The organism is Pantoea sp. AS-PWVM4 (assembly GCF_000468095.1).
Taxonomy (GTDB): Bacteria; Pseudomonadota; Gammaproteobacteria; order Enterobacterales; family Enterobacteriaceae; genus Pantoea; species Pantoea phytobeneficialis.
On sequence record NZ_ASZC01000003.1, the window covers coordinates 411,618 to 432,686 of the forward strand.

At 52.3% G+C, this 21,069-nt stretch carries 19 protein-coding genes; 13 read left to right on the top strand and 6 right to left on the bottom strand.

Annotated features, from left to right (window positions below; translation table 11 throughout):
* Window positions 1–29 precede the first annotated feature (29 nt).
* Together cobO and L579_RS04500 are read right to left on the bottom strand one after the other, a co-directional pair.
* Window positions 30–620, bottom strand: a complete 591-nt coding sequence (gene cobO, locus L579_RS04495; RefSeq protein WP_021183090.1) for a cob(I)yrinic acid a,c-diamide adenosyltransferase — start codon at window positions 618–620, stop codon at window positions 30–32.
* Window positions 617–1,381, bottom strand: coding sequence for a YciK family oxidoreductase (locus L579_RS04500; protein ID WP_021183091.1), 765 nt, complete (start codon window positions 1,379–1,381; stop codon window positions 617–619). The genes cobO and L579_RS04500 overlap by 4 nt, the downstream gene beginning before the upstream one ends.
* Window positions 1,382–1,557: 176 nt before the next feature.
* Here L579_RS04500 and sohB point away from each other — a divergent pair, with 176 nt between their 5' ends.
* Window positions 1,558–2,604, top strand: a complete 1,047-nt coding sequence (gene sohB, locus L579_RS04505) for a protease SohB (protein WP_021183092.1) — start codon at window positions 1,558–1,560, stop codon at window positions 2,602–2,604.
* Window positions 2,605–2,659: 55 nt separating this feature from the next.
* On the opposite strand, the gene L579_RS04510 is transcribed toward sohB, so the two are convergent.
* Window positions 2,660–2,908, bottom strand: coding sequence for a DUF2498 family protein (locus tag L579_RS04510; RefSeq protein WP_021183093.1), 249 nt, complete (start codon window positions 2,906–2,908; stop codon window positions 2,660–2,662).
* Between the two features lie 370 nt (window positions 2,909–3,278).
* On the opposite strand from L579_RS04510, the gene topA reads away from it, so the two are divergent.
* The 4 genes from topA to acnA all read left to right on the top strand — a co-directional run bounded on the left by topA (window position 3,279) and on the right by acnA (window position 11,005).
* Entirely contained in the window at window positions 3,279–5,879 is a 2,601-nt protein-coding gene (topA, locus tag L579_RS04515; RefSeq protein WP_021183094.1) for a type I DNA topoisomerase, read from the top strand.
* A gap of 188 nt (window positions 5,880–6,067) precedes the next feature.
* Window positions 6,068–7,042, top strand: a complete 975-nt coding sequence (cysB, locus tag L579_RS04520; RefSeq protein ID WP_021183095.1) for an HTH-type transcriptional regulator CysB — start codon at window positions 6,068–6,070, stop codon at window positions 7,040–7,042.
* 495 nt (window positions 7,043–7,537) lie between these two features.
* A complete protein-coding gene (locus tag L579_RS23190) occupies window positions 7,538–7,696 on the top strand; it encodes a YmiA family putative membrane protein (protein ID WP_013509244.1) in 159 nt (52 codons plus the stop codon).
* Between the two features lie 627 nt (window positions 7,697–8,323).
* Entirely contained in the window at window positions 8,324–11,005 is a 2,682-nt protein-coding gene (gene acnA, locus L579_RS04525) for an aconitate hydratase AcnA (RefSeq protein WP_021183097.1), read from the top strand.
* A gap of 32 nt (window positions 11,006–11,037) precedes the next feature.
* Here the strand turns inward: acnA and ribA are convergent, their stop codons facing one another.
* Window positions 11,038–11,631, bottom strand: a complete 594-nt coding sequence (gene ribA / locus L579_RS04530) for a GTP cyclohydrolase II (protein ID WP_021183098.1) — start codon at window positions 11,629–11,631, stop codon at window positions 11,038–11,040.
* A gap of 226 nt (window positions 11,632–11,857) precedes the next feature.
* On the opposite strand from ribA, the gene pgpB reads away from it, so the two are divergent.
* From pgpB to yciH, 5 genes are all read left to right on the top strand, one after another.
* Complete coding sequence (gene pgpB, locus L579_RS04535; protein ID WP_021183099.1) at window positions 11,858–12,622, top strand: phosphatidylglycerophosphatase B; 765 nt, start codon at window positions 11,858–11,860, stop codon at window positions 12,620–12,622.
* Window positions 12,623–12,749: 127 nt separating this feature from the next.
* Entirely contained in the window at window positions 12,750–13,055 is a 306-nt protein-coding gene (locus tag L579_RS04540; protein ID WP_021183100.1) for a LapA family protein, read from the top strand.
* Window positions 13,056–13,061: 6 nt separating this feature from the next.
* Complete coding sequence (gene lapB / locus L579_RS04545; protein ID WP_021183101.1) at window positions 13,062–14,231, top strand: lipopolysaccharide assembly protein LapB; 1,170 nt, start codon at window positions 13,062–13,064, stop codon at window positions 14,229–14,231.
* Between the two features lie 200 nt (window positions 14,232–14,431).
* Window positions 14,432–15,139 (top strand): orotidine-5'-phosphate decarboxylase, encoded by a 708-nt coding sequence (pyrF, locus tag L579_RS04550; RefSeq protein WP_021183102.1) that lies wholly within the window; start codon window positions 14,432–14,434, stop codon window positions 15,137–15,139.
* Window positions 15,139–15,462, top strand: a complete 324-nt coding sequence (gene yciH / locus L579_RS04555) for a stress response translation initiation inhibitor YciH (RefSeq protein WP_021183103.1) — start codon at window positions 15,139–15,141, stop codon at window positions 15,460–15,462. Before pyrF ends, yciH begins: the two co-directional genes overlap by 1 nt.
* Before the next feature lie 73 nt (window positions 15,463–15,535).
* Here the strand turns inward: yciH and osmB are convergent, their stop codons facing one another.
* On the bottom strand, window positions 15,536–15,751 hold the full coding sequence (osmB, locus tag L579_RS04560) for an osmotically-inducible lipoprotein OsmB (RefSeq protein ID WP_021183104.1): 216 nt from the start codon (window positions 15,749–15,751) through the stop codon (window positions 15,536–15,538).
* A 349-nt stretch (window positions 15,752–16,100) separates the two neighbouring features.
* Here osmB and araD point away from each other — a divergent pair, with 349 nt between their 5' ends.
* The 3 genes from araD to L579_RS04575 all read left to right on the top strand — a co-directional run bounded on the left by araD (window position 16,101) and on the right by L579_RS04575 (window position 19,034).
* Complete coding sequence (araD, locus tag L579_RS04565) at window positions 16,101–16,799, top strand: L-ribulose-5-phosphate 4-epimerase (protein ID WP_021183105.1); 699 nt, start codon at window positions 16,101–16,103, stop codon at window positions 16,797–16,799.
* 244 nt (window positions 16,800–17,043) lie between these two features.
* Entirely contained in the window at window positions 17,044–18,027 is a 984-nt protein-coding gene (gene kdgT / locus L579_RS04570) for a 2-keto-3-deoxygluconate transporter (RefSeq protein ID WP_021183106.1), read from the top strand.
* Between the two features lie 140 nt (window positions 18,028–18,167).
* Window positions 18,168–19,034, top strand: coding sequence for a crotonase/enoyl-CoA hydratase family protein (locus tag L579_RS04575; RefSeq protein ID WP_021183107.1), 867 nt, complete (start codon window positions 18,168–18,170; stop codon window positions 19,032–19,034).
* Between the two features lie 15 nt (window positions 19,035–19,049).
* Here the strand turns inward: L579_RS04575 and pdeR are convergent, their stop codons facing one another.
* Window positions 19,050–21,035 (bottom strand): cyclic di-GMP phosphodiesterase, encoded by a 1,986-nt coding sequence (gene pdeR, locus L579_RS04580; RefSeq protein WP_021183108.1) that lies wholly within the window; start codon window positions 21,033–21,035, stop codon window positions 19,050–19,052.
* Window positions 21,036–21,069: the final 34 nt, after the last annotated feature.

Consider the following 21,069-nt stretch of genomic DNA (forward strand, 5'->3'; position numbering starts at 1 on the left):
ATAAAAAGACGCCAGTGCGGCGTCTTTTTTTACCAGTCAATACCCTGCTGGGCCTGAATCCCGGCATCAAAGGCGTGTTTCACCGGACGCATTTCCGTCACGGTATCCGCCAGCTCGGTTAAGCTGCGATGGCAGCCGCGGCCGGTAATGATCACGCTCTGTCCCGTGGGCCGTTGCTGCAATGCGGCGACCAGTTCATCCAGATCCAGATAATCCATGCTAACCATGTAAGTGATCTCATCCAGAATCACTAAATCCAGTTGCGGATCCGCCAGCATACGTTTTGCATGTTGCCACACCTGCTGGCAAGCGGCGGTATCGGTCGCCCGGTTCTGGGTTTCCCAGGTAAAGCCGGTCGCCATCACCTGGAATTCCACTCCGTGCTGTTCCAGCAGATTACGCTCGCCGTTGGGCCATTCACCTTTAATGAACTGAATAGCAGCAACTTTTTTACCGTGACCACAAGCGCGCAGGGCTGTGCCAAACGCGGCGGTGGTCTTGCCTTTGCCATTGCCGGTAAACACCATCAGAATGCCGCGCACCTCATTCGCCGCTTTGATGCGTGCATCAACCTGTTCTTTCAAACGCTGCTGACGTTGTTGATGTCGTTGTTCACTCATGCGCTGGCCGGTCCGGGTTTGCGTCCTGGCTGAGCATCAAAACTGATGCCAGTCTTGCGGCGGCTGTCATCACCCATTAAATAAAGATACAACGGCATCAAATCCGCCGGGGTTTTCAGCAGGCTGGCATCTTCCTGCGGGAAGGCACTGGCGCGCATTTTGGTGCGGGTGCCGCCGGGATTGATGCAGTTCACCCGTAAATGGCGGTTTTTGTATTCATCTGCCAGCACCTGCATCATCCCCTCGGTGGCGAATTTCGATACCGCATACGCCCCCCAACCGGAGCGACCAACGCGACCGACGCTCGAGGTGGTAAAGATCAGCGATCCGGCATCGGATTTCAGCAGCAATGGCAGCAGGGCCTGAGTGAGGTAGAAGGTGGCATCAAGGTTAATCTGCATCACCTGACGCCAGATATGCGGCTCCAGCTCTGCCAGGGGGACAATCTCTCCCAGGATGCCCGCGTTGTGCAGCACCCCGTCGAGCCGTGGCACTTGCTGCGCCAGTTGTTGCGCCAGTTGCTGGCAGCTCTCAGGCGTGGCATGGGCAAAATCCAGCAGCAGGGTGGATGCCGGTTTTTTTTGCAGCTGATTAATCGCCTGTTCAGTTTGCTGCAAGGTGTGCGGGTTGCGCCCCAGCAGGATCACCTGCGCGCCATAGCGCGCATAGGTTAACGCGGCTTCACGGCCAATGCCATCTGAAGCGCCGGTTACCAGGATAATACGGTTTTCAAGCAGATCGCTTTTCGGTTGATAATGCACAGCGATGTCCTTTGCACAGGTCAGAAGGTTTTTTGGCTTTATGCCTTAATTTGCGGTCTGGCGCAATCGCTCAACCGCGCTTTCTGTGCCGCCTGCGGGCAATTCAGGCGACGAATGCCACTAAAGCGGGTAAACTCGGGCTTTGTTTGTAATTCACTGTTTAATAAGGCGGCAGAATGGATTTACTCTCCAGTTATGGATTATTTCTGGCCAAGGCCGTCACCTTAGTGGTGACGATCGCAGCTATTGTTCTGATTGTGCTCAATGCGGCGATGCGGAAACGTCACAGCGGTGGTCAGCTGCGCTTAACCCATCTGGATGAAGACTACCGCCAGATGAAAGAAGATTTGCAGTTGGCGAAGATGAAACCGCAAGCGCAAAAAGTTTGGTTGAAGCAACATAAAAAAGAAGAGAAACAAAAAGCCAAACTCGCCAAACGCCAGGCGAAAACAGGCGTGACGGAGACCGAAAAGCCGACGCTTTACGTGCTGGAATTTAAAGGCAGCATGGACGCCGGAGAAGTCAGTTCGTTGCGTGAAGAGATCTCCGCCGTGCTGGCGGTGGCCACGCCTGGTGATGAGGTGCTGCTGAAGCTGGAAAGCCCGGGCGGTGTGGTGCACGGCTACGGCCTGGCGGCTTCGCAGCTGCAACGTCTGCGCGATGCTGGCCTGACGCTGACGGCAGCGGTAGATAAGGTAGCGGCCAGCGGTGGTTATATGATGGCGTGCGTGGCCGATCGTATCGTTGCCGCGCCTTTCTCAATCATCGGCTCAATCGGGGTAGTGGCGCAGATTCCTAATTTTAATCGCCTGCTGAAGCGAAACGATATTGATGTTGAACTGCATACCGCCGGGCAATATAAGCGCACCCTGACTTTGTTCGGTGAAAATACCGATGAAGGGCGTGAAAAGTTTCGTGAAGACCTGAATGAAACGCATCTGCTGTTCAAAGATTTTGTCCATCAGATGCGCCCAGGGCTGGATGTGGAAAAAGTCGCTACGGGTGAACATTGGTACGGGCGCCAGGCGCTGGAACTGGGGCTGGTGGATGAGATTGGCACCAGCGATGCGTTGATTATCAATCAGATGGAACGATTCACCGTGCTGGGTGTGCATTATGCGCGCAAACGTAAAATGATCGATCGTATGACCCATAGCGCCAGTCTTGCCGCAGAGCGACTGATTCTGAAAATGTGGCAGCGTGGTAATAAGCCGCTCTTGTAAAACTACTCTATCCTGTAGCGGCGCGATTTATCGCGCTGCTACAAATAAGGGCGTTTTACTCCAGGTGATACTGCGACGAGAAGGTGATAGCCAGGTATTTAAACACGTTAAACACGGCGGTGGTTTTGGCGGTCGGTAACTCGTCGTTATCGAGAAACAACGGGCCGCGAAACACCAACACATCGCGTTGCTGGATGACGTCCGTCGCTTCCATACCGGCAAAATAATCATCGTGTTCTTTGATCAGTTGATTGGCCTTTTCCAGTAACGCCTGGCGCGAAATGGATTCCGTAAATGCTGACATTATTCACTCCTTTTTTGACAGTCTCTTTTCTCCTTCTATATTACTTGCCAGTGAGCATAAGGTGCAAACCCGCGCGGGAGTGTTAAGTTGGCGCAAAATTAACCAGGATGCTAATTAAGTTGCGTAACGGATTTTATCAGGTAGAGTGTGGGCGATTCAGATTTCAGGGAGATCACACTGGGATGTGTGATATTGTCAGATGGAAAACTCGCTCCTAATCATAAAGTTGCATAAGTCGATGCAATCTGACCTGAGATTGTCCCGGTTGCCTTGAAAAGTGAAACAGTGGCAGCAATATTGAACCCATTGGGTTTTAGGGTCTTCAATCCTCTCCCGTTTATCAGGACGTTTCAATTAGGTAAAGGTACATATGGGTAAAGCACTCGTCATCGTTGAGTCCCCGGCAAAGGCCAAAACAATCAATAAATACCTCGGTAATGACTACGTGGTGAAATCCAGCGTCGGTCATATCCGTGATTTGCCGACCAGTGGTTCAACTGCCCGTAAAACTGCCGATGGGGAAAAAGCGAAACCGGCTGGCAAAAAGGTCAAAAAAGATGAAAAAGCCGCGCTGGTCAACCGTATGGGCGTGGATCCCTGGCATGGCTGGCAGGCAGATTATCAAATCCTGCCAGGCAAAGAGAAAGTGGTCTCTGAGCTAAAAAGCCTGGCTGCCGATGCTGACCATATCTATCTCGCAACCGACCTTGACCGCGAAGGGGAAGCCATTGCCTGGCACCTGCGGGAAGTGATCGGTGGTGATGACAAGCGTTTCAGCCGCGTGGTGTTTAATGAAATCACCAAAAATGCGATTCGTCAGGCGTTTGAGAAGCCTGGCGAACTGAATATCGAACGTGTTAATGCCCAACAGGCGCGCCGTTTTATGGACCGCGTGGTGGGTTATATGGTTTCTCCGCTGCTGTGGAAAAAAATCGCCCGAGGCCTCTCTGCCGGCCGTGTGCAGTCGGTGGCAGTGCGCCTGGTGGTTGAGCGTGAACGTGAAATCAAAGCCTTCGTTCCGGAAGAGTACTGGGAAGTTGATGCTGATCTGGTGACGCCGAAAGGTGATGCACTGGCTATGCAGGTGACTCATCAGGGTGACAAGGCGTTCCGTCCGGTTAACCGCGAGCAAACCTATGCCGCAGTGGCGTTGCTGCAAAAAGCGCGTTACGACGTACTGGACCGTGAAGACAAACCGACCAGCAGCAAACCTTCTGCGCCCTTTATCACTTCCACGTTGCAACAGGCGGCCAGCACGCGTCTCGGCTTCGGGGTGAAGAAAACCATGATGATGGCACAGCGGCTGTATGAAGCGGGCCACATTACTTATATGCGTACTGACTCCACCAACCTGAGTCAGGATGCCATTGCTATGGCACGCGGTTATATCGATAAAAACTTCGGTGCCAAATATCTGCCGGATGCGCCAAATACCTACGCCAGCAAAGATAACTCGCAGGAAGCGCACGAAGCGATTCGTCCTTCTGATGTGGCTGTGGCAGCAGACCAACTTAAAGATATGGAAACAGATGCGCAGAAACTGTATCAGCTGATTTGGCGTCAGTTTGTCGCCTGTCAGATGGTACCGGCGCAGTATGATTCCACCACCCTGACCGTTGGCGCAGGTGATTTCAAACTGAAAGCCAAAGGACGCACACTGCGTTTTGACGGCTGGACGCGCGTGATGCCCGCGCTGCGTAAAAATGATGAAGATTTGACGCTGCCACCGGTAAACGTGGGTGATGTGCTGGATCTCAAAGAAGTGCTGCCAAGCCAGCATTTCACCAAGCCGCCAGCCCGTTTCAGCGAAGCTTCGCTGGTACGTGAACTGGAAAAACGCGGTATTGGTCGTCCTTCGACTTACGCTTCGATTATCTCGACCATCCAGGATCGTGGTTATGTGCGGGTAGAAAACCGCCGTTTCTATGCCGAGAAGATGGGTGAGATTGTGACCGATCGTCTGGAAGAAAACTTCCGCGAGCTGATGAACTACGATTTCACAGCCCATATGGAAGACAGCCTCGACCAGGTCGCGAATAATCAGGCTGAATGGAAGGGCGTGCTGGATTCGTTCTTTAGCGATTTTAGCCAGCAGCTGGACCAGGCGGAAAAAGAACCGGAAGAGGGCGGCATGCAGCCGAACCAGATGGTGCTGACATCTATCGATTGTCCAACCTGTGGACGTAAGATGGGGATTCGTACTGCCAGCACCGGCGTGTTCCTTGGCTGTTCAGGTTATGCCTTGCCGCCGAAAGAGCGTTGCAAGCAAACCATCAACCTGATCCCGGAAAATGAAGTACTCAACGTGCTGGAAGGTGACGACGCCGAAACCAACGCGTTGCGCGCCCGTCGTCGTTGCCAGAAATGCGGCACCGCGATGGACAGCTATCTGATTGATAATCAGCGCAAGTTGCACGTCTGCGGTAATAACCCGGAATGTGACGGCTACGAGATCGAGCAAGGTGAGTTCCGTATCAAAGGGTACGACGGCCCGATTGTTGAGTGTGAAAAATGTGGCTCGGAAATGCACCTGAAAATGGGGCGTTTTGGTAAGTACATGGCCTGTACCAACGACGAGTGTAAAAATACCCGTAAAATCCTGCGTAATGGTGAAGTGGCACCGCCGAAGGAAGATCCGGTCCCGTTGCCAGAACTGCCGTGCGAGAAGTCAGACGCTTACTTTGTGTTGCGTGACGGTGCCGCTGGCGTGTTCCTCGCAGCCAACACCTTCCCGAAATCACGCGAAACCCGTGCACCACTGGTAGAAGAGTTGCAGCGTTTCGCCGATCGCCTGCCTGAGAAACTGAAGTACCTGGCGGAAGCGCCGGCAGCCGATCCGGAAGGTAACAAAACTATGGTGCGTTTTAGCCGTAAAACGAAACAACAGTATGTTGCTTCGGAGAAAGAGGGCAAAGCGACCGGCTGGTCTGCCTTCTATATCGATGGCAGTTGGCAGGAAGCGAAGAAGTAATCCCCCCAGGCCAGCGTCAGCTGGCCTTTTCACCATCCTTATAGCTAATCGTTCTACATTCTTTCTTTAACTGATATAGTGGTTATAGATTTTACGTTTCGCTGACACGCTTTCCCTGAATACCTCGCTCAAGGCGAAAATACGCTCGCCGGGATTGCTCCTCTGTCGCCTACCGGGAAGATATAACTATGAAATTGCAGCAGTTGCGCTACATCGTTGAAGTGGTCAATCACAACCTCAATGTTTCTTCGACGGCAGAAGGTTTATATACGTCGCAGCCGGGCATCAGTAAGCAAGTCAGAATGCTGGAAGATGAGCTGGGGGTGCAGATTTTTGCCCGTAGCGGTAAGCACCTGACGCAGGTGACACCAGCCGGTGAGGAAATCATCCGCATTGCCCGTGAAGTGTTATCAAAAGTGGATGCCATCAAATCGGTGGCGGGTGAGCATACCTGGCCTGATAAAGGCTCTTTATACGTCGCCACCACCCATACCCAGGCACGTTATGCGCTTCCCGGTGTAATCAAAGGCTTTATTGAACGCTATCCTCGTGTTTCCCTGCATATGCACCAAGGCTCACCGACGCAAATTGCGGAAGCAGTTTCAAAAGGTAACGCTGACTTTGCCATCGCCACCGAAGCGCTGCATCTTTACGATGACCTGATTATGCTGCCTTGCTATCACTGGAATCGTGCGATTGTCGTGACGCCCGACCATCCGCTGGCAGGCAAAGCGCAGGTGACGATTGAGGAATTGGCGGAGTTTCCGTTGGTGACATATACCTTCGGCTTTACCGGGCGTTCTGAACTGGATACGGCGTTTAATCGTGCGGGGCTGACGCCGCGAATTGTGTTTACTGCAACCGATGCTGACGTCATTAAGACCTATGTCCGTCTGGGGCTGGGGGTTGGGGTGATTGCCAGCATGGCGGTAGATCCGGTTTCTGACCCTGATCTGGTACGCATTGAAGCATCAGAGATCTTTACCAATAGCACGACAAAAATTGGCTTCAGACGCAGCACCTTCCTGCGAAGCTATATGTATGATTTTATTCAACGTTTCGCACCGCATTTGACCCGCGATGTGGTGGATACTGCGGTGGCATTGCGCTCCAACGAAGATATCGAAGCGATGTTCCGTGATATCAAGTTACCCTTCAAATAGCCTGTAAACTCATTATGTTAACAGGGTGCCCATTGGGCACCCTTTGTTTTTTGTGCCGTTGCTTAGCGCCATTGGTAGCTCAAAAATTAGATTAATTTTATGTAAATGAAACATCGGTCACATGTTTTTTCATTGTTAGTTGTTAAATGCGAATTAGTACACATTTTTTACTTTACCGCTTTGCGTGATCCCAGGAATATTCCCATACTCCAGTTAAGAGTTGATGGCGAAGGGCTTTTTAGCTGCCTCGCTAATTTAAACTTGAATTTAGAATGGATCTAATTTTGATTTAACCCAAATTTACAAAGTTAGTTTTTAATTAATAGTTTGCTTAGTTATTAAATTTATCTCATCATTTTTCGGTGTTTTGATAAATAGCATTAATCGTTGTGCTCAATAAAAATAACTGGATTTTTGGACTTAAGGCGTTTAGGATTCGTCCTAAATCTTAATCGATGTTAACAATCGTTTTATTGAGAGTGATTATCAAAAACTATGGCTACGAGATTAACTGTACAACCGGACTTCCGGGCTAAAAGCACCAAGGTTGAGCGTTCAGGGAACATCCGTCGCAAAGCCTGGTTGACTGTCTTCGCTGCTTCAGCCTTGTTCTGGGTAGTGGTGGCATTAATGATTTGGCGTATGTGGGGTTAAGCCATGTGGGCAAATACACTCAGTCGTAAATCTCCGGTTTCTGCACGTCAGCCCAACACGCCTGCGTGTAAAGCTAAAGACGTTGCCAGCACAGAACAAGATGTAGCGATACCGGCATCCTGGGAACTGAGTGAAAAGCAGCGCGGTTTTATTGAATCATTCATGGATCCGAAGTCCAAATAACGCAGTCTGCGTTCAGTTCTTTATATAGACGAATAGTCCTTCTCTTTACCGGGTTATCCGGTGGGCAATTTGAACGCCCTTCCTATAACACTCAGCATATAAAAAATGGTGTCATCAGCTAAGGCTGAAGACCGTAGCCCTTTTTTACCCGGAATCCGGGAGGGAGTGACTTAATGAACTCAATGAATAGTACAATTACCCTGTCATGGTTCAGCGTATATGCCTTTTCATTCGCTGTTTGGGCTGCTGCCGTGTGGACGATGATGTAATTTAATAACTCAAATTATTTCTTTTTTTAAATGCCCTGGCCAATATCCAGGGCATTTTTGTTTCTGGATCAATGTGTCAATTCGTGTTGTTATCAAAACGTTAACGAAAATGTGGTCTATCTTTAAGCTAAACCTTGCGGTTACTGAGGTTAAGAGAAACCCATGAGGAGGAGCTATGTCGTTAACGTTGCGCGAGCAGAGCCGGGAGACGCTCGAAGTTGGTAACCATACTTATCACTACTACAGCCTGCAAAAAGCATCCCATCACCTTGGAACCCTTGAACGCCTGCCTAAATCCATGAAAGTCCTGCTGGAGAATTTGCTGCGCTGGCAGGATGGCGATTCGGTAACGGCGGAAGATATTCAGGCGCTGGCCGCATGGCAAAAAGATGCGCACGCCGACCGTGAAATTGCCTATCGTCCGGCACGCGTGCTGATGCAGGATTTTACCGGCGTACCCGCGGTGGTTGACCTGGCGGCAATGCGCGAGGCGGTGAAACGTCTTGGCGGTGATGTCGCTAAAGTGAACCCGCTCTCTCCGGTTGACCTGGTGATTGACCACTCTGTCACTGTTGACCATTTTGGTGACGATGAGGCATTTGAAGAGAACGTGCGGTTGGAGATGGAGCGCAACCATGAACGTTATGTCTTTCTGCGCTGGGGGCAAAAAGCCTTCAATCGTTTTCGCGTGGTGCCGCCAGGCACCGGCATTTGTCACCAGGTAAATCTTGAATATCTCGGCCAGGCGGTCTGGCATGAAAGCCAGGATGGCAACGAGGTGGCGTATCCCGATACCCTGGTTGGCACCGATTCCCACACTACGATGATCAATGCGCTCGGTGTATTGGGGTGGGGGGTTGGCGGTATTGAAGCTGAGGCGGCAATGCTCGGACAGCCGGTATCGATGCTGATTCCAGACGTGGTCGGTTTTAAACTGACCGGCAAACTGCGGCCAGGGATCACGGCGACCGACCTGGTATTGACCGTGACGCAAATGCTGCGTAAACACGGCGTCGTAGGCAAGTTCGTTGAATTCTATGGCGATGGCCTGGCGGATCTGCCGTTGGCTGACCGTGCAACTATCGCCAATATGTCTCCCGAATATGGTGCCACCTGCGGCTTTTTCCCGATAGATGACATTACTCTTAGCTACATGACGCTGACAGGACGCGACAGCGAGCAGATTAAATTGGTTGAAGCCTATGCCAAAGCGCAAGGTATGTGGCGTAATCCGGGTGATGAACCGATCTTCACCAGCACGCTGGCGCTGGATATGAACGAGGTTGAATCCAGCCTCGCTGGTCCGAAACGTCCACAGGACCGTGTCTCTCTGGCGGATGTCCCTGCGGCCTTCGCGGCGAGTAATGAACTGGAGGTGAACCAGGCACAGAAACCGCATAAAAGCGTCAGCTATCGTGACAGTGAGACGGGGGATAGCCATCAACTGGATGATGGGGCGGTAGTGATCGCGGCGATTACCTCCTGCACCAACACCTCGAATCCCAGTGTGCTGATGGCTGCGGGACTGTTGGCGAAAAAAGCGGTGGAAAAGGGATTGATGCGTAAGCCGTGGGTCAAAGCATCACTGGCTCCCGGCTCTAAAGTGGTGTCCGATTATTTGGCCGTGGCAGAACTTACGCCCTATCTGGATGAGCTGGGTTTTAATCTGGTGGGTTATGGATGCACCACCTGCATTGGTAACTCCGGGCCATTGCCAGACAGCATTGAGAGCGCCATTAAGGAGGGCGACCTGACCGTCGGCGCGGTGCTTTCGGGTAACCGAAATTTTGAGGGTCGTATCCATCCCCTGGTGAAAACCAACTGGCTGGCGTCGCCGCCGCTGGTGGTGGCCTATGCACTGGCGGGCAACATGAAACTCAATCTGCAAAACGATCCCATCGGCCAGGATCAGCGCGGGAAGGATGTTTATCTGAAAGAAATCTGGCCGTCGCCGGAAGAAATTGCCGAGTATGTGCAAAAAGTCACCAGTGATATGTTCCACAAAGAGTATGCCGAAGTGTTTGATGGCACCCCGGAATGGCAGCAGATTAAAGTCAGTGAAGCGGCCACCTATGACTGGGATGAAGATTCAACCTATATCCGACTTTCTCCGTTCTTTGATGATATGGAAAAAACACCGAAACCGGTGCAGGACATCAAAGGAGCACGCATTCTGGCAATGCTGGGAGATTCCGTCACCACCGACCATATCTCCCCGGCGGGAAGCATCAAGGCAGAAAGCCCGGCAGGGCGTTATCTGCTGGCGCACGGTGTGGAACGGACGGACTTCAACTCATATGGATCAAGACGCGGCAACCATGAGGTGATGATGCGCGGCACTTTTGCCAATATCCGTATTCGCAATGAGATGGTGCCGGGCGTGGAGGGGGGTTACACCAAACATTTCCCCAGTAATGAACAATTGGCGATCTACGATGCAGCCATGAAGTATCAGTCCGAGGGTGTTCCGCTCGCGGTGATTGCCGGGAAAGAATATGGATCGGGATCCAGTCGTGACTGGGCAGCCAAGGGGCCTCGATTGCAGGGGGTACGTGTGGTGATTGCCGAGTCATTTGAACGTATCCACCGTTCCAATCTGATTGGCATGGGGATTCTGCCGCTGGAGTTCCCACAGGGTGTCACGCGTAAGACTCTCAACTTAACCGGAGAGGAACACATTGATGTGGCGAACCTGAATCAGCTCAAGCCTGGCGGTACAGTTAAGGTGACGCTGACGCGCGTGGATGGTGCTACAGAGACGCTGGAGACACGTTGTCGCATCGATACCGGCAATGAACTGACCTATTACCAGAACGACGGCATTCTGCACTACGTGATCCGCAATATGCTGAACTAAGAAAAAAGCCGGGATAATTTCCCGGCTTTGTTTTATTGCTTCGGCAGCAAATGGCCCATTTTTTCAGCTTTGGTATCGAGATAATGCGCGTTCTTCGGGTTACGCCCGACAATCAGCGGGACGCGCTCAACGATGTTGATGCCAGCTTCGCTGAGAATTTCCACTTTACGTGGGTTATTGGTCAGTAAACGCACTTCGTTGACACCCAGCAGTTTGAACATATCTGCACACAGGGTGAAATCACGCTCATCGGCGGCAAAACCTAACTGATGGTTGGCTTCTACCGTATCGTAGCCTTTGTCCTGCAAGGCGTAGGCGCGAATTTTGTTTAGCAGGCCGATATTACGACCTTCCTGACGATGATAAAGCAGGATACCGCGTCCTTCTTCAGCGATAGCGGTCAGCGCGGCTTCCAGCTGAAATCCGCAATCGCAACGCAGGCTGAACAGTGCATCACCGGTCAGGCATTCGGAGTGGACGCGTGCCAGTACCGGATTGTGGTCGCTAACATCACCGTAGACCAGCGCGACATGGTCGTGACCGGTTGCCAGTTCTTCAAAACCAACCATGAGGAAATCTCCCCAGGGCGTGGGCAGTTTGGCTTCTGCTACCCGTTTAAGCTGCATGTGACTCTCCAGAACCTTCAGAGGATGCGCTATCATCATGATAACGCACGGGCCTGATTGGCCCGAAAACTGACAATATTGTGCCACAACCTGGGTGCAGGCAGTTAATCAGTCAGAGTTATTGTAGTGATAAAGCACAATTATCCAAGCTGCAACGGTTATGTTATTCTTTTTTCAGCTAAAGTTATGCCCGACACAGTGTTTTGCGCGGTTTTAAGGACGATGGATGTTAAAGATTATACAACGCACCACCCTTGGCACGCTTCTGTTGCTGATTATGCCGCTGAGCGTCTGGCTTTCTGGCTGGCAGTGGCAACCAGGAGAAAATGGTGCGCTGTTAAAGCTATTATTCTGGATGACTGAAACGGTCACCAGCCCGTGGGGAATCCTCACCAGCCTGATCCTCAGTGCCTGGGTACTCTGGTGTCTGCGTTTCCGGCTCAAGCCTGCCATCCTGCTGCTTGTCATCATGAATGGCGCGATTCTGGTCGGTCAGTACACCAAATCCTTCATCAAAGATCAGGTCCAGGAACCTCGACCTTATGTGGTGTGGCTGGAAAAAAGTCATGGCGTTAATGAGAGCGCATTCTATGAATTGAAGCGTAAACAGCGCGGCAAGTTGGTAGAGCAACTGGTGGCGGATGATACGCAACTACCAGGATGGTTAAAAAAGCATTGGGCTTTTGAAACCGGCTTCGCTTTTCCTTCCGGCCATACGATGTTTGCTGCCAGTTGGGCGCTGCTGGTTATAGGCCTGCTCTGGCCCCGTCGGCATACCCTGACGATTGTGGTGTTATTTGTCTGGGCCACGTTGGTGATGGGAAGCCGCCTGATGTTAGGGATGCATTGGCCACGCGATTTGGTGATGGCGACACTGATTTCCTGGTTGCTGGTCACGGTGGCGACCTGGTTAGCACAACGTTTTTGCGGGCCGTTGACGGTGCCGCCAGCAGAGGCAAAAGAGATTGCACAGCGTGAAGACGGATTGTAATTTTTGCATCCGGCCCCATATTATTGATTGCACTTGCCTAAATCAGGCGGTTTGATGCGCTGATAAGCAGCATCGGCGCGGCTTTTTTGGCATACTCCTACTGGATAACCTCACGACAGGATGCATTGTGAAATATTTGCTGATTTTTCTCGTGGTATTGGTCATTTTCATCATCTCCGTGACGCTCGGAGCACATAACGACCAAATCATCACTTTTAACTATCTGCTGGCGCAGGGCGAATTTCGTATTTCCACATTGCTGGCTGTTCTGTTTGGTGCGGGATTCTTGCTGGGATGGGCGATCTGCGGCCTGTTCTGGTTGCGTTTACGGGTATCGCTGGCACACGCGCAGCGTAAACTGAAACGTATGCAGGCGCAGAATGAACAATCGACGGCGGTGACAACGTCGCCTTCTGCCGGTTGTCGGGATTAAGCTTAGATGCTTGAATTGCTGTTTCTGCTTCTTCCTGTGGCTGCGGCGTATGGTTGGTATATGGGCCGACGCAGTGCGCAACAGGATAAGCAACAGGAAGCCAATCGCCTGTCGCGTGAATACGTTGCGGGGGTTAACTTCCTGCTGTCCAATCAACAGGACAAAGCCGTTGATCTCTTCCTCGACATGTTGAAAGAAGACAGCGGCACGGTCGAAGCCCATCTCACCCTGGGTAACCTGTTCCGTTCACGCGGCGAAGTTGACCGCGCCATCCGCATTCACCAATCCCTGATGGAAAGTGCCTCGCTCAGTTATGACCAGCGTCTGCTGGCGGTGCAACAACTTGGCCGCGATTATATGGCGGCTGGTTTGTATGACCGCGCAGAAGATATGTTTAGCCAGCTGGTGGATGAGACGGATTTTCGTATCGGTGCGTTGCAGCAACTGCTGCTGATCCACCAGGCAACCAGTGACTGGCAGCAGGCCATTGAAGTGGCGGAAAAACTGGTCAAGCTGGGAAAGGACAAGCAGAAAGGCGAAATTGCCCATTTCTACTGCGAACTCGCCTTGCAGGCACTCAGCAGTGACGATCTTGAACGGGCCATGACGCTGCTGAAAAAAGGTGAAGCGGCGGATCGTCAAAGTGCGCGCGTGTCGATAATGACCGGCCGCATTTTTATGGAGCAGGGCGAATACGCAAAAGCGGTCGAACGTTTACAACGGGTGCTGGAACAGGATAAAGAGCTGGTCAGTGAAGCCTTGCCAATGCTCGAAACGTGTTATCAGCGCCTGGATCAACCCGAACAATGGGCGCAATTCCTGCAACGTTGCGTGGATGAGAATACCGGAGCGGTCGCTGAACTCTATCTCGCCGATATCCTTGAACAACAACAAGGCCCGGAAGCGGCGCAACTCTATATTAATCGCCAGTTGCAACGTCATCCGACGATGCGGGTTTTCCACCGTTTAATGGATTTTCACCTGCATGAAGCTGAAGATGGTCGGGCAAAAGAGAGTCTGATGGTGTTACGCGATATGGTGGGGGAGCAAATCCGCACCAAGCCGCGCTATCGCTGCCAGAAATGTGGTTTCACTGCGCATGCGTTGTACTGGCATTGTCCTTCCTGCCGCACCTGGTCTTCGGTGAAACCGATTCGTGGACTTGACGGCCAATAACGGCCGTCTTTTCTAAAAAAAGTCATTTTATAGTTACAACATACTAAAAATCTAAACTATTTATTCAATGCAGCATCGTGCAGGGCTCAGTCAAACAGATTACAAATCCTGGCACCGTGATTGTCGTCATCATGTCGCGCAGGTAGAATGCTTGCCGTTTGTCTAACGCGCCTGCGGGTGCCTGTAACTGAGGAAACGTTATGCCTGTTACCACTTCACCTATTCTGGTGGCACTCGACTATCATAATCTCGACAGCGCACTGCAATTTGTCGATCGCATCGACCCGAGCCAATGCCGCCTGAAAGTGGGCAAAGAGATGTTCACGTTGTTTGGGCCAACGCTGGTGAAAACGTTGCAGGATCGTGGTTTCGAAATCTTCCTCGATCTGAAATTCCACGATATCCCGAACACCACGGCGCATGCGGTTGCGGCGGCGGCAGACCTTGGCGTATGGATGGTTAACGTTCACGCCAGTGGTGGGGCACGCATGATGAACGCAGCGCGTGAGGCGCTGGTGTCGTACGGTAAAGATGCGCCGTTGCTGATTGCGGTCACCGTACTCACCAGCATGGATGAAGAGGATCTGAAAGGGCTTGGTATCACCTTGTCTCCTGCGGCACAGGCCGAACGTCTGGCATGCCTGACGCGTGACTGTGGTCTTGACGGCGTGGTGTGCTCCGCACAGGAAGCGGCACATTTCAAACAGGTGATTGGCAAAGACTTTAAGCTGGTGACACCAGGAATTCGTCCGGCAGGCAGTGACGCGGGTGATCAGCGTCGTATCATGACGCCACAGCAGGCGCAGCAGGCAGGGGTGGATTATATGGTAATTGGGCGTCCGATCACCCAATCTGCCGATCCTGCCGCCACCCTGCAACAGATTCTGCAAAGTTTACAGGAGGGCTAATGGCTCAGGACAATCCGCTGGTTTACTCCACCGAAACCGGCCGCATTACGCCAACCGAAGAGAAAGCTGTACGCCCGAAAGGCGATGGCATCGTACGTATTCAACGTCAGACCAGTGGTCGTAAAGGTAAAGGTGTTTGCCTGATCACCGGTGTCGATCTCGATGATGACGCGCTGACCAAACTGGCCGCCGAACTGAAGAAAAAATGCGGTTGCGGTGGGGCGGTGAAAGACGGCGTGATTGAGATTCAGGGCGATAAGCGCGACCTGTTGAAATCGCTGCTTGAAGCTAAAGGCATGAAGGTCAAACTGGCTGGCGGTTGAAATGACCAGGCCACTCGGTGAGTGGCCTGTTTATGTAGATGCGCTGCGTAAGCCTTTTGTTATGTAGTCGGAATTAATGAACCTGATGGCCGATAATGCCACCAACAGCAGCACCACCAATGGTGCCCAATGCGCTTCCGTTAGTCAGAATAGAACCGCCAATTGCACCCGCACCCGCACCAATCGCGGTATTGCGGTCACGCTTGGACCAGTTTGAACAACCGCTCAGGGCAATAATCAGGGTGGTAGCCAGCACGGCGGCGGTCAGACGTTTCATTGTTGTTGTCATAAACTTCTCCTTGATTGTACATACAGGGACAACCTTTTAAGTATAGGTGTTGTTTCCTGCAATCGTTTCACCCTGTGGTTTCATAACGGTTCTCATCCCTGAGCCTGCAATCCGCAGCCCGCATGCAAAAACAGCGTGATAGCCGCATCACCGGGCAATAAAATCGTCCCGTGGTTGGCTGGAGACAGTCTAATCATTACGGGATTTTTCCGAAGATGGAAAACTCCGAATTCACGCCACATTTTTACGCCCTCAGCCACTTTCCGCAGCTTTTACAGCGATTCCTTCCATAACGCTTTTGCGCCAGGCTTTGCACAATTTCTCCATCACATCTAACGGGAGAAAAAACATGCTGGAAGCGCTGAAACAACAGGTGCTGGAAGCCAATCTGGATCTGCCACGTTATAACTTGGTGACCTTTACCTGGGGCAATGTCAGTGCCCTCGATCGTGAAAGCGGTCTGCTGGTGATCAAACCTTCCGGGGTGAAGTACGTTGATATGAAACGTGACGATATGGTGGTGGTGGAGCTGGAAAGCGGGAAGGTGGTGGAGGGTACGATGCGCCCCTCATCTGACACCGCTACCCATCGCGCGCTGTACCTCGCCTGGCCGGATATTGGCGGCATAGTCCATACCCATTCACGTCATGCTGCCATCTGGGCGCAGGCAGGGCGGGATATTCTCGCCTGGGGCACCACTCATGCGGATGACTTTTACGGCACCATTCCTTGCACACGGGCTATGCAGCGTGAAGAAATCGAGCAGGAATATGAGTGGAATACCGGACAGGTGATTATCGAAACTTTCGCTAAGCGCGAAATATCGCCCACCGCGATTCCGGCGGTGCTGGTGAATTCGCACGGCCCTTTTGCTTGGGGGAAAGATGCGGATGCGGCAGTGCACAGCGCGGTGGTGCTGGAGGAGGTAGCATATATGGCGTTGCATACCGAGCAACTACACCAGGCACTCCCACCGATTTCGCAAACGTTGCTTGATCTGCATTACCTGCGCAAACACGGCAAAAACGCCTGGTATGGGCAGAAGTGATAAACAGGTGCGCTTGATCGCGCAGCTCTTTCAGGCGCCATCTGGCGCCTTTTTTATTGCCTTCAACCAACTGGTATGGCGACGTCGATCAAAAAATAAAATGATAATCCAATAAAAATAAAACAACGTTTCATAAATATATTTGCGATCACTTTTTTGTCTGTGGTGAGCCGGTATCTTGCCCGTAATGCCTGACGGCAACAAATAACGCACCTCCCTCTGGCTTAGTACAGGTGATACTCAAATGCATATTAAACGTGCAATCGATAAAATTCCTGGCGGTATGATGTTGATCCCGCTGTTTCTCGGCGCGCTATGCCATACCTTCTCCCCTGGCGCGGGCAAATATTTTGGCTCCTTTACCAATGGATTAATGACCGGCACCGTGCCAATTCTGGCGGTGTGGTTCTTCTGTATGGGGGCATCGATCAAACTCAGTGCCACCGGTACCGTGCTGCGTAAATCTGGCACCCTGGTATTAACGAAAATCGCCGTTGCCTGGGTAGTTGCTGCGATTGCCTCGCGCGTCATGCCTGAAAATGGCGTTGAAGTGGGCATGTTCGCCGGTCTTTCCACCCTGGCGCTGGTGGCGGCGATGGATATGACCAATGGTGGCCTGTACGCGTCAATCATGCAGCAATATGGTTCGAAAGAGGAGGCGGGCGCGTTTGTGCTGATGTCGCTCGAATCAGGACCACTGATGACTATGGTTATTCTTGGCACCGCAGGTATCGCCTCATTTGAACCTCACGTCTTCGTGGGTGCAGTTCTGCCATTCCTGGTTGGCTTCGCCCTGGGCAACCTTGACCCTGAATTACGTGAATTTTTCGGTAAGGCGGTACACACCCTGATTCCGTTCTTTGCCTTTGCCCTCGGCAACACCATTGATTTAGCGGTAATTGCCCAAACCGGTTTGCTCGGTATTTTGCTTGGCGTTGCGGTCATCATCATCACCGGCATTCCGTTAATCCTGGCGGATCGTCTGATTGGGGGCGGCGATGGTACGGCGGGTATTGCTGCCTCCAGCACCGCTGGCGCAGCGGTAGCGACACCTGTGTTGATTGCCGAAATGCTGCCGCAGTTTAAACCGGTTGCGCCTGCCGCCACCGCCTTAGTGGCCACATCAGTAATTGTCACTTCAGTATTGGTGCCGATCATTACGGCGCTTTATTCACGCCGCGTTAAGCGTTTTCATGCTGCGGTGGGCCAACGCGCCGCTATTAAGTAAGCCCGCTAATCTTTCCCCGACCCCTGTGTCGGGGAAATCTCTGGAATTTGCTTTATAAATCAATCTCTCATTTGGTCTGGCCTCACTCTGGATTACGCTGATATTGCGTTTAACGCATCACATAACTAGAGGATGAGACTATGACAGTGATTAACCAACCGACATGCCGACTGTTCACCGAAGTCGGACAAACCACTCAACTGGCTGCCTATTATGAAGAAGGGCGTCACACCATGTGGATGATGCTGCGGGCGCAACCTCGACCCAGTTTCAACCACGAGTTAATCGAAGAGATCATGAACCTGAGCTACGCGGCGCAGCGTTCCGGTTTACCGATTGATTTCTGGGTGACGGGATCGTTAGTTCCTCAGATGTTTAACGCCGGGGGCGATTTACGCTTCTTTGTTGAATGCATTCGCAACAACCGGCGCGAAGCACTGCGTGCCTACGCCCGTGCCTGCGTGGATTGCATCCATTCAGCCGCCCGAGGTTTTGATACTGGCGCGGTGACGCTGGCAATGATCGAGGGTAGTGCTCTCGGCGGAGGATTTGAAGCCGCCCTGGCGCACCACTTCATTCTGGCGCAAAACAGCGCACGCATGGGGTTCCCGGAAATTGCGTTTAACCTGTTCCCCGGCATGGGCGGATACTCGTTAGTGGCGCGCCGCGCGGGGATGAAGCTGGCTGAAGAGTTAATTTGTGAAGGGGAGTCACACAGCGCGGAGTGGTATGAAACCCGTGGTCTGGTCGATAAAGTGTTCCAGCCTGGTGACAGCTATCGCACTACACGCACCTTCATCGACACCTTACGTCCCAAACTCAATGGCGTACGGGCGATGCTGAAAGCACGTCAACGCGTGTTGCAACTCTCAAGGGCGGAACTGATGGATATAACGGAAGATTGGGTGGATTATGCCTTCACGCTGGAACCGAAAGACATTGCTTATATGGAACGTCTGGTGCAACTGCAAAACCGTCATAGCGCATCCTTGCGCAAAGCCGGATAATCTCGCAGTTCAGCGTTAAACGCGGGCAGGATGCTTAGCCAGCCAATGCCCGAGCTGGTCTGCGGGCATTGGTTTTGCGTAAAAATAACCCTGACGCCCATCGACGCCGTTAGCCATCACAAATTTTTCTTCGGCTTTGGTTTCAATACCCTCGGCAATCACCTGCAACTCCAGGGCTTTGGCCACAGCCATAATGGCACGCACCAGTGACTGTGCCACCGGTTGCTTATTGATATTACGAATAAAACTCTGGTCCAGCTTGATGGCGTCAATCGGTACTCGCGCCAACTGCGACAGGGAAGAGTAACCGGTCCCGAAATCGTCAAGATGCACCTGTGCCCCCAGCTCCTGAAACTGTTTCATCAGTTTCAGTGCATCGGCTTCGTTCTCGATCAGGCAGCTTTCAGTCAGTTCGATATCAATCGGGCAATCCTTGATGCCACTCTCAATCAGGGCCTGCTTCAGATCGCTATAGATACTCTGATCAATCAATTGCTTGGCTGAAACATTCACTGCCACCCGCAACCAGATCCCTTCTTTGCGCCACGCAATCACCTGCTGCAACACATTCAGCATCACCCAGCGCCCCAGCGGCACAATCAGACCGGATTCTTCCGCATAAGCAATAAAATCACCTGGCGGCACCAGGCCACGCTCCGGCGAATTCCAGCGTACCAGCGCTTCGGCACTGCGCACCTCGCCATCACGGTCGATTTTCGGTTGGTAATACACCACCAGGTGATCCTGGTCCAGGGCTTTACGCAGATTGGTATCCAGCCACAGATACTCAAACACGCGTTGATTCATTTCGCTGGCAAACACGCAAAACTTACCGCGACCATTTTCTTTGGCGTGATACATGGCGGTATCGGCATTGCGGATCAGGCTTTCACGGTCTTCGCCATGCAAGGGGGCAAGGGCGATACCGAGCGAGCAGCCGCTGTAAACCTCAATCAGTCCGATGCGAAAAGGCTGACGCAGCCGTTCGAGGATCCGCGAAGCCATCGCTTCCAGCGCCGCCTGGCTGGTATTTTCTGCCAGTACCACAAACTCGTCACCGCCGAGGCGTGCCAGGGTTTGATCTTTGCCGAGGCAGCTAAGGATCGCCAGCGAAACCGCCTGAAGTAACTGGTCACCGAACATGTGCCCGTAGGCGTCATTCACCTTCTTGAAATTGTCTAAGTCGAGATACACCACGCCGGTTTGCGTGCCTTTCGCCGTTTCAAGTGCCAGGCTAATTTGCTGATGGATGGCATTGCGATTGGGTAACCCGGTCACCGTATCGGTGTTGGCCAGCACGCGCAGACGCTCCTGGGCCCGGCGCTCCTCGGTAATATCCGTTCCTGAACAGATGAGGAAAATTTCATTTTTTCCGCTGCCGCTGTGAACGAACTTATTACGAAACAGAAACAGTCGCTGACCTTTCTTGGTTTTGATCCAGCGTTCCACTTCATAAGAGTTGCCGTCGCGAAAAAATCCGGCGATGTTGCGGCGGGAGGCCTGGGCTTCCTGTTTGGTCATGAATAGCTGGAACACATTACGGCCAATCACTTCGTGTTCTTTCAGGCCAGTGTATTCTTCACTTAACCGATTAAAACGTTGAATGTTACCTCGCTGGTCGAGGATAACGATCACCGAGTTGGCCTCGGAAACTACTTGCTCGGCAAACGACAGGCCCAGCGTCAAATCGCGTGCGACAGAAGAGGTGTCTCCCCAGGCTGATGCGGTGCCTGCCCACGTCGCCTGGTTCACTTTACGACCGACAAAATGCATCGGTACCGGTACGCCATGCAGCGACAGCGTCAGGTTGATGCTGGAGGTAATCACGGTCATGGCGCGCAACAAACTCGCCTGTGCCGGGGTTAGCGGAACGGCCAGATTGGTATGAGCATTTTCCTCTTCGGCAAAATGTAAAGCATCGCTGTCCGCAGTCAGACGCCAATGAGGGCTGGTGGTGCCAAACAAGGTGTATAGCAACGTTTGCCCTTGTTCATCGGTCATGGAAACTTCCTCCAGGGAGTTCTCAGCAGGCGGT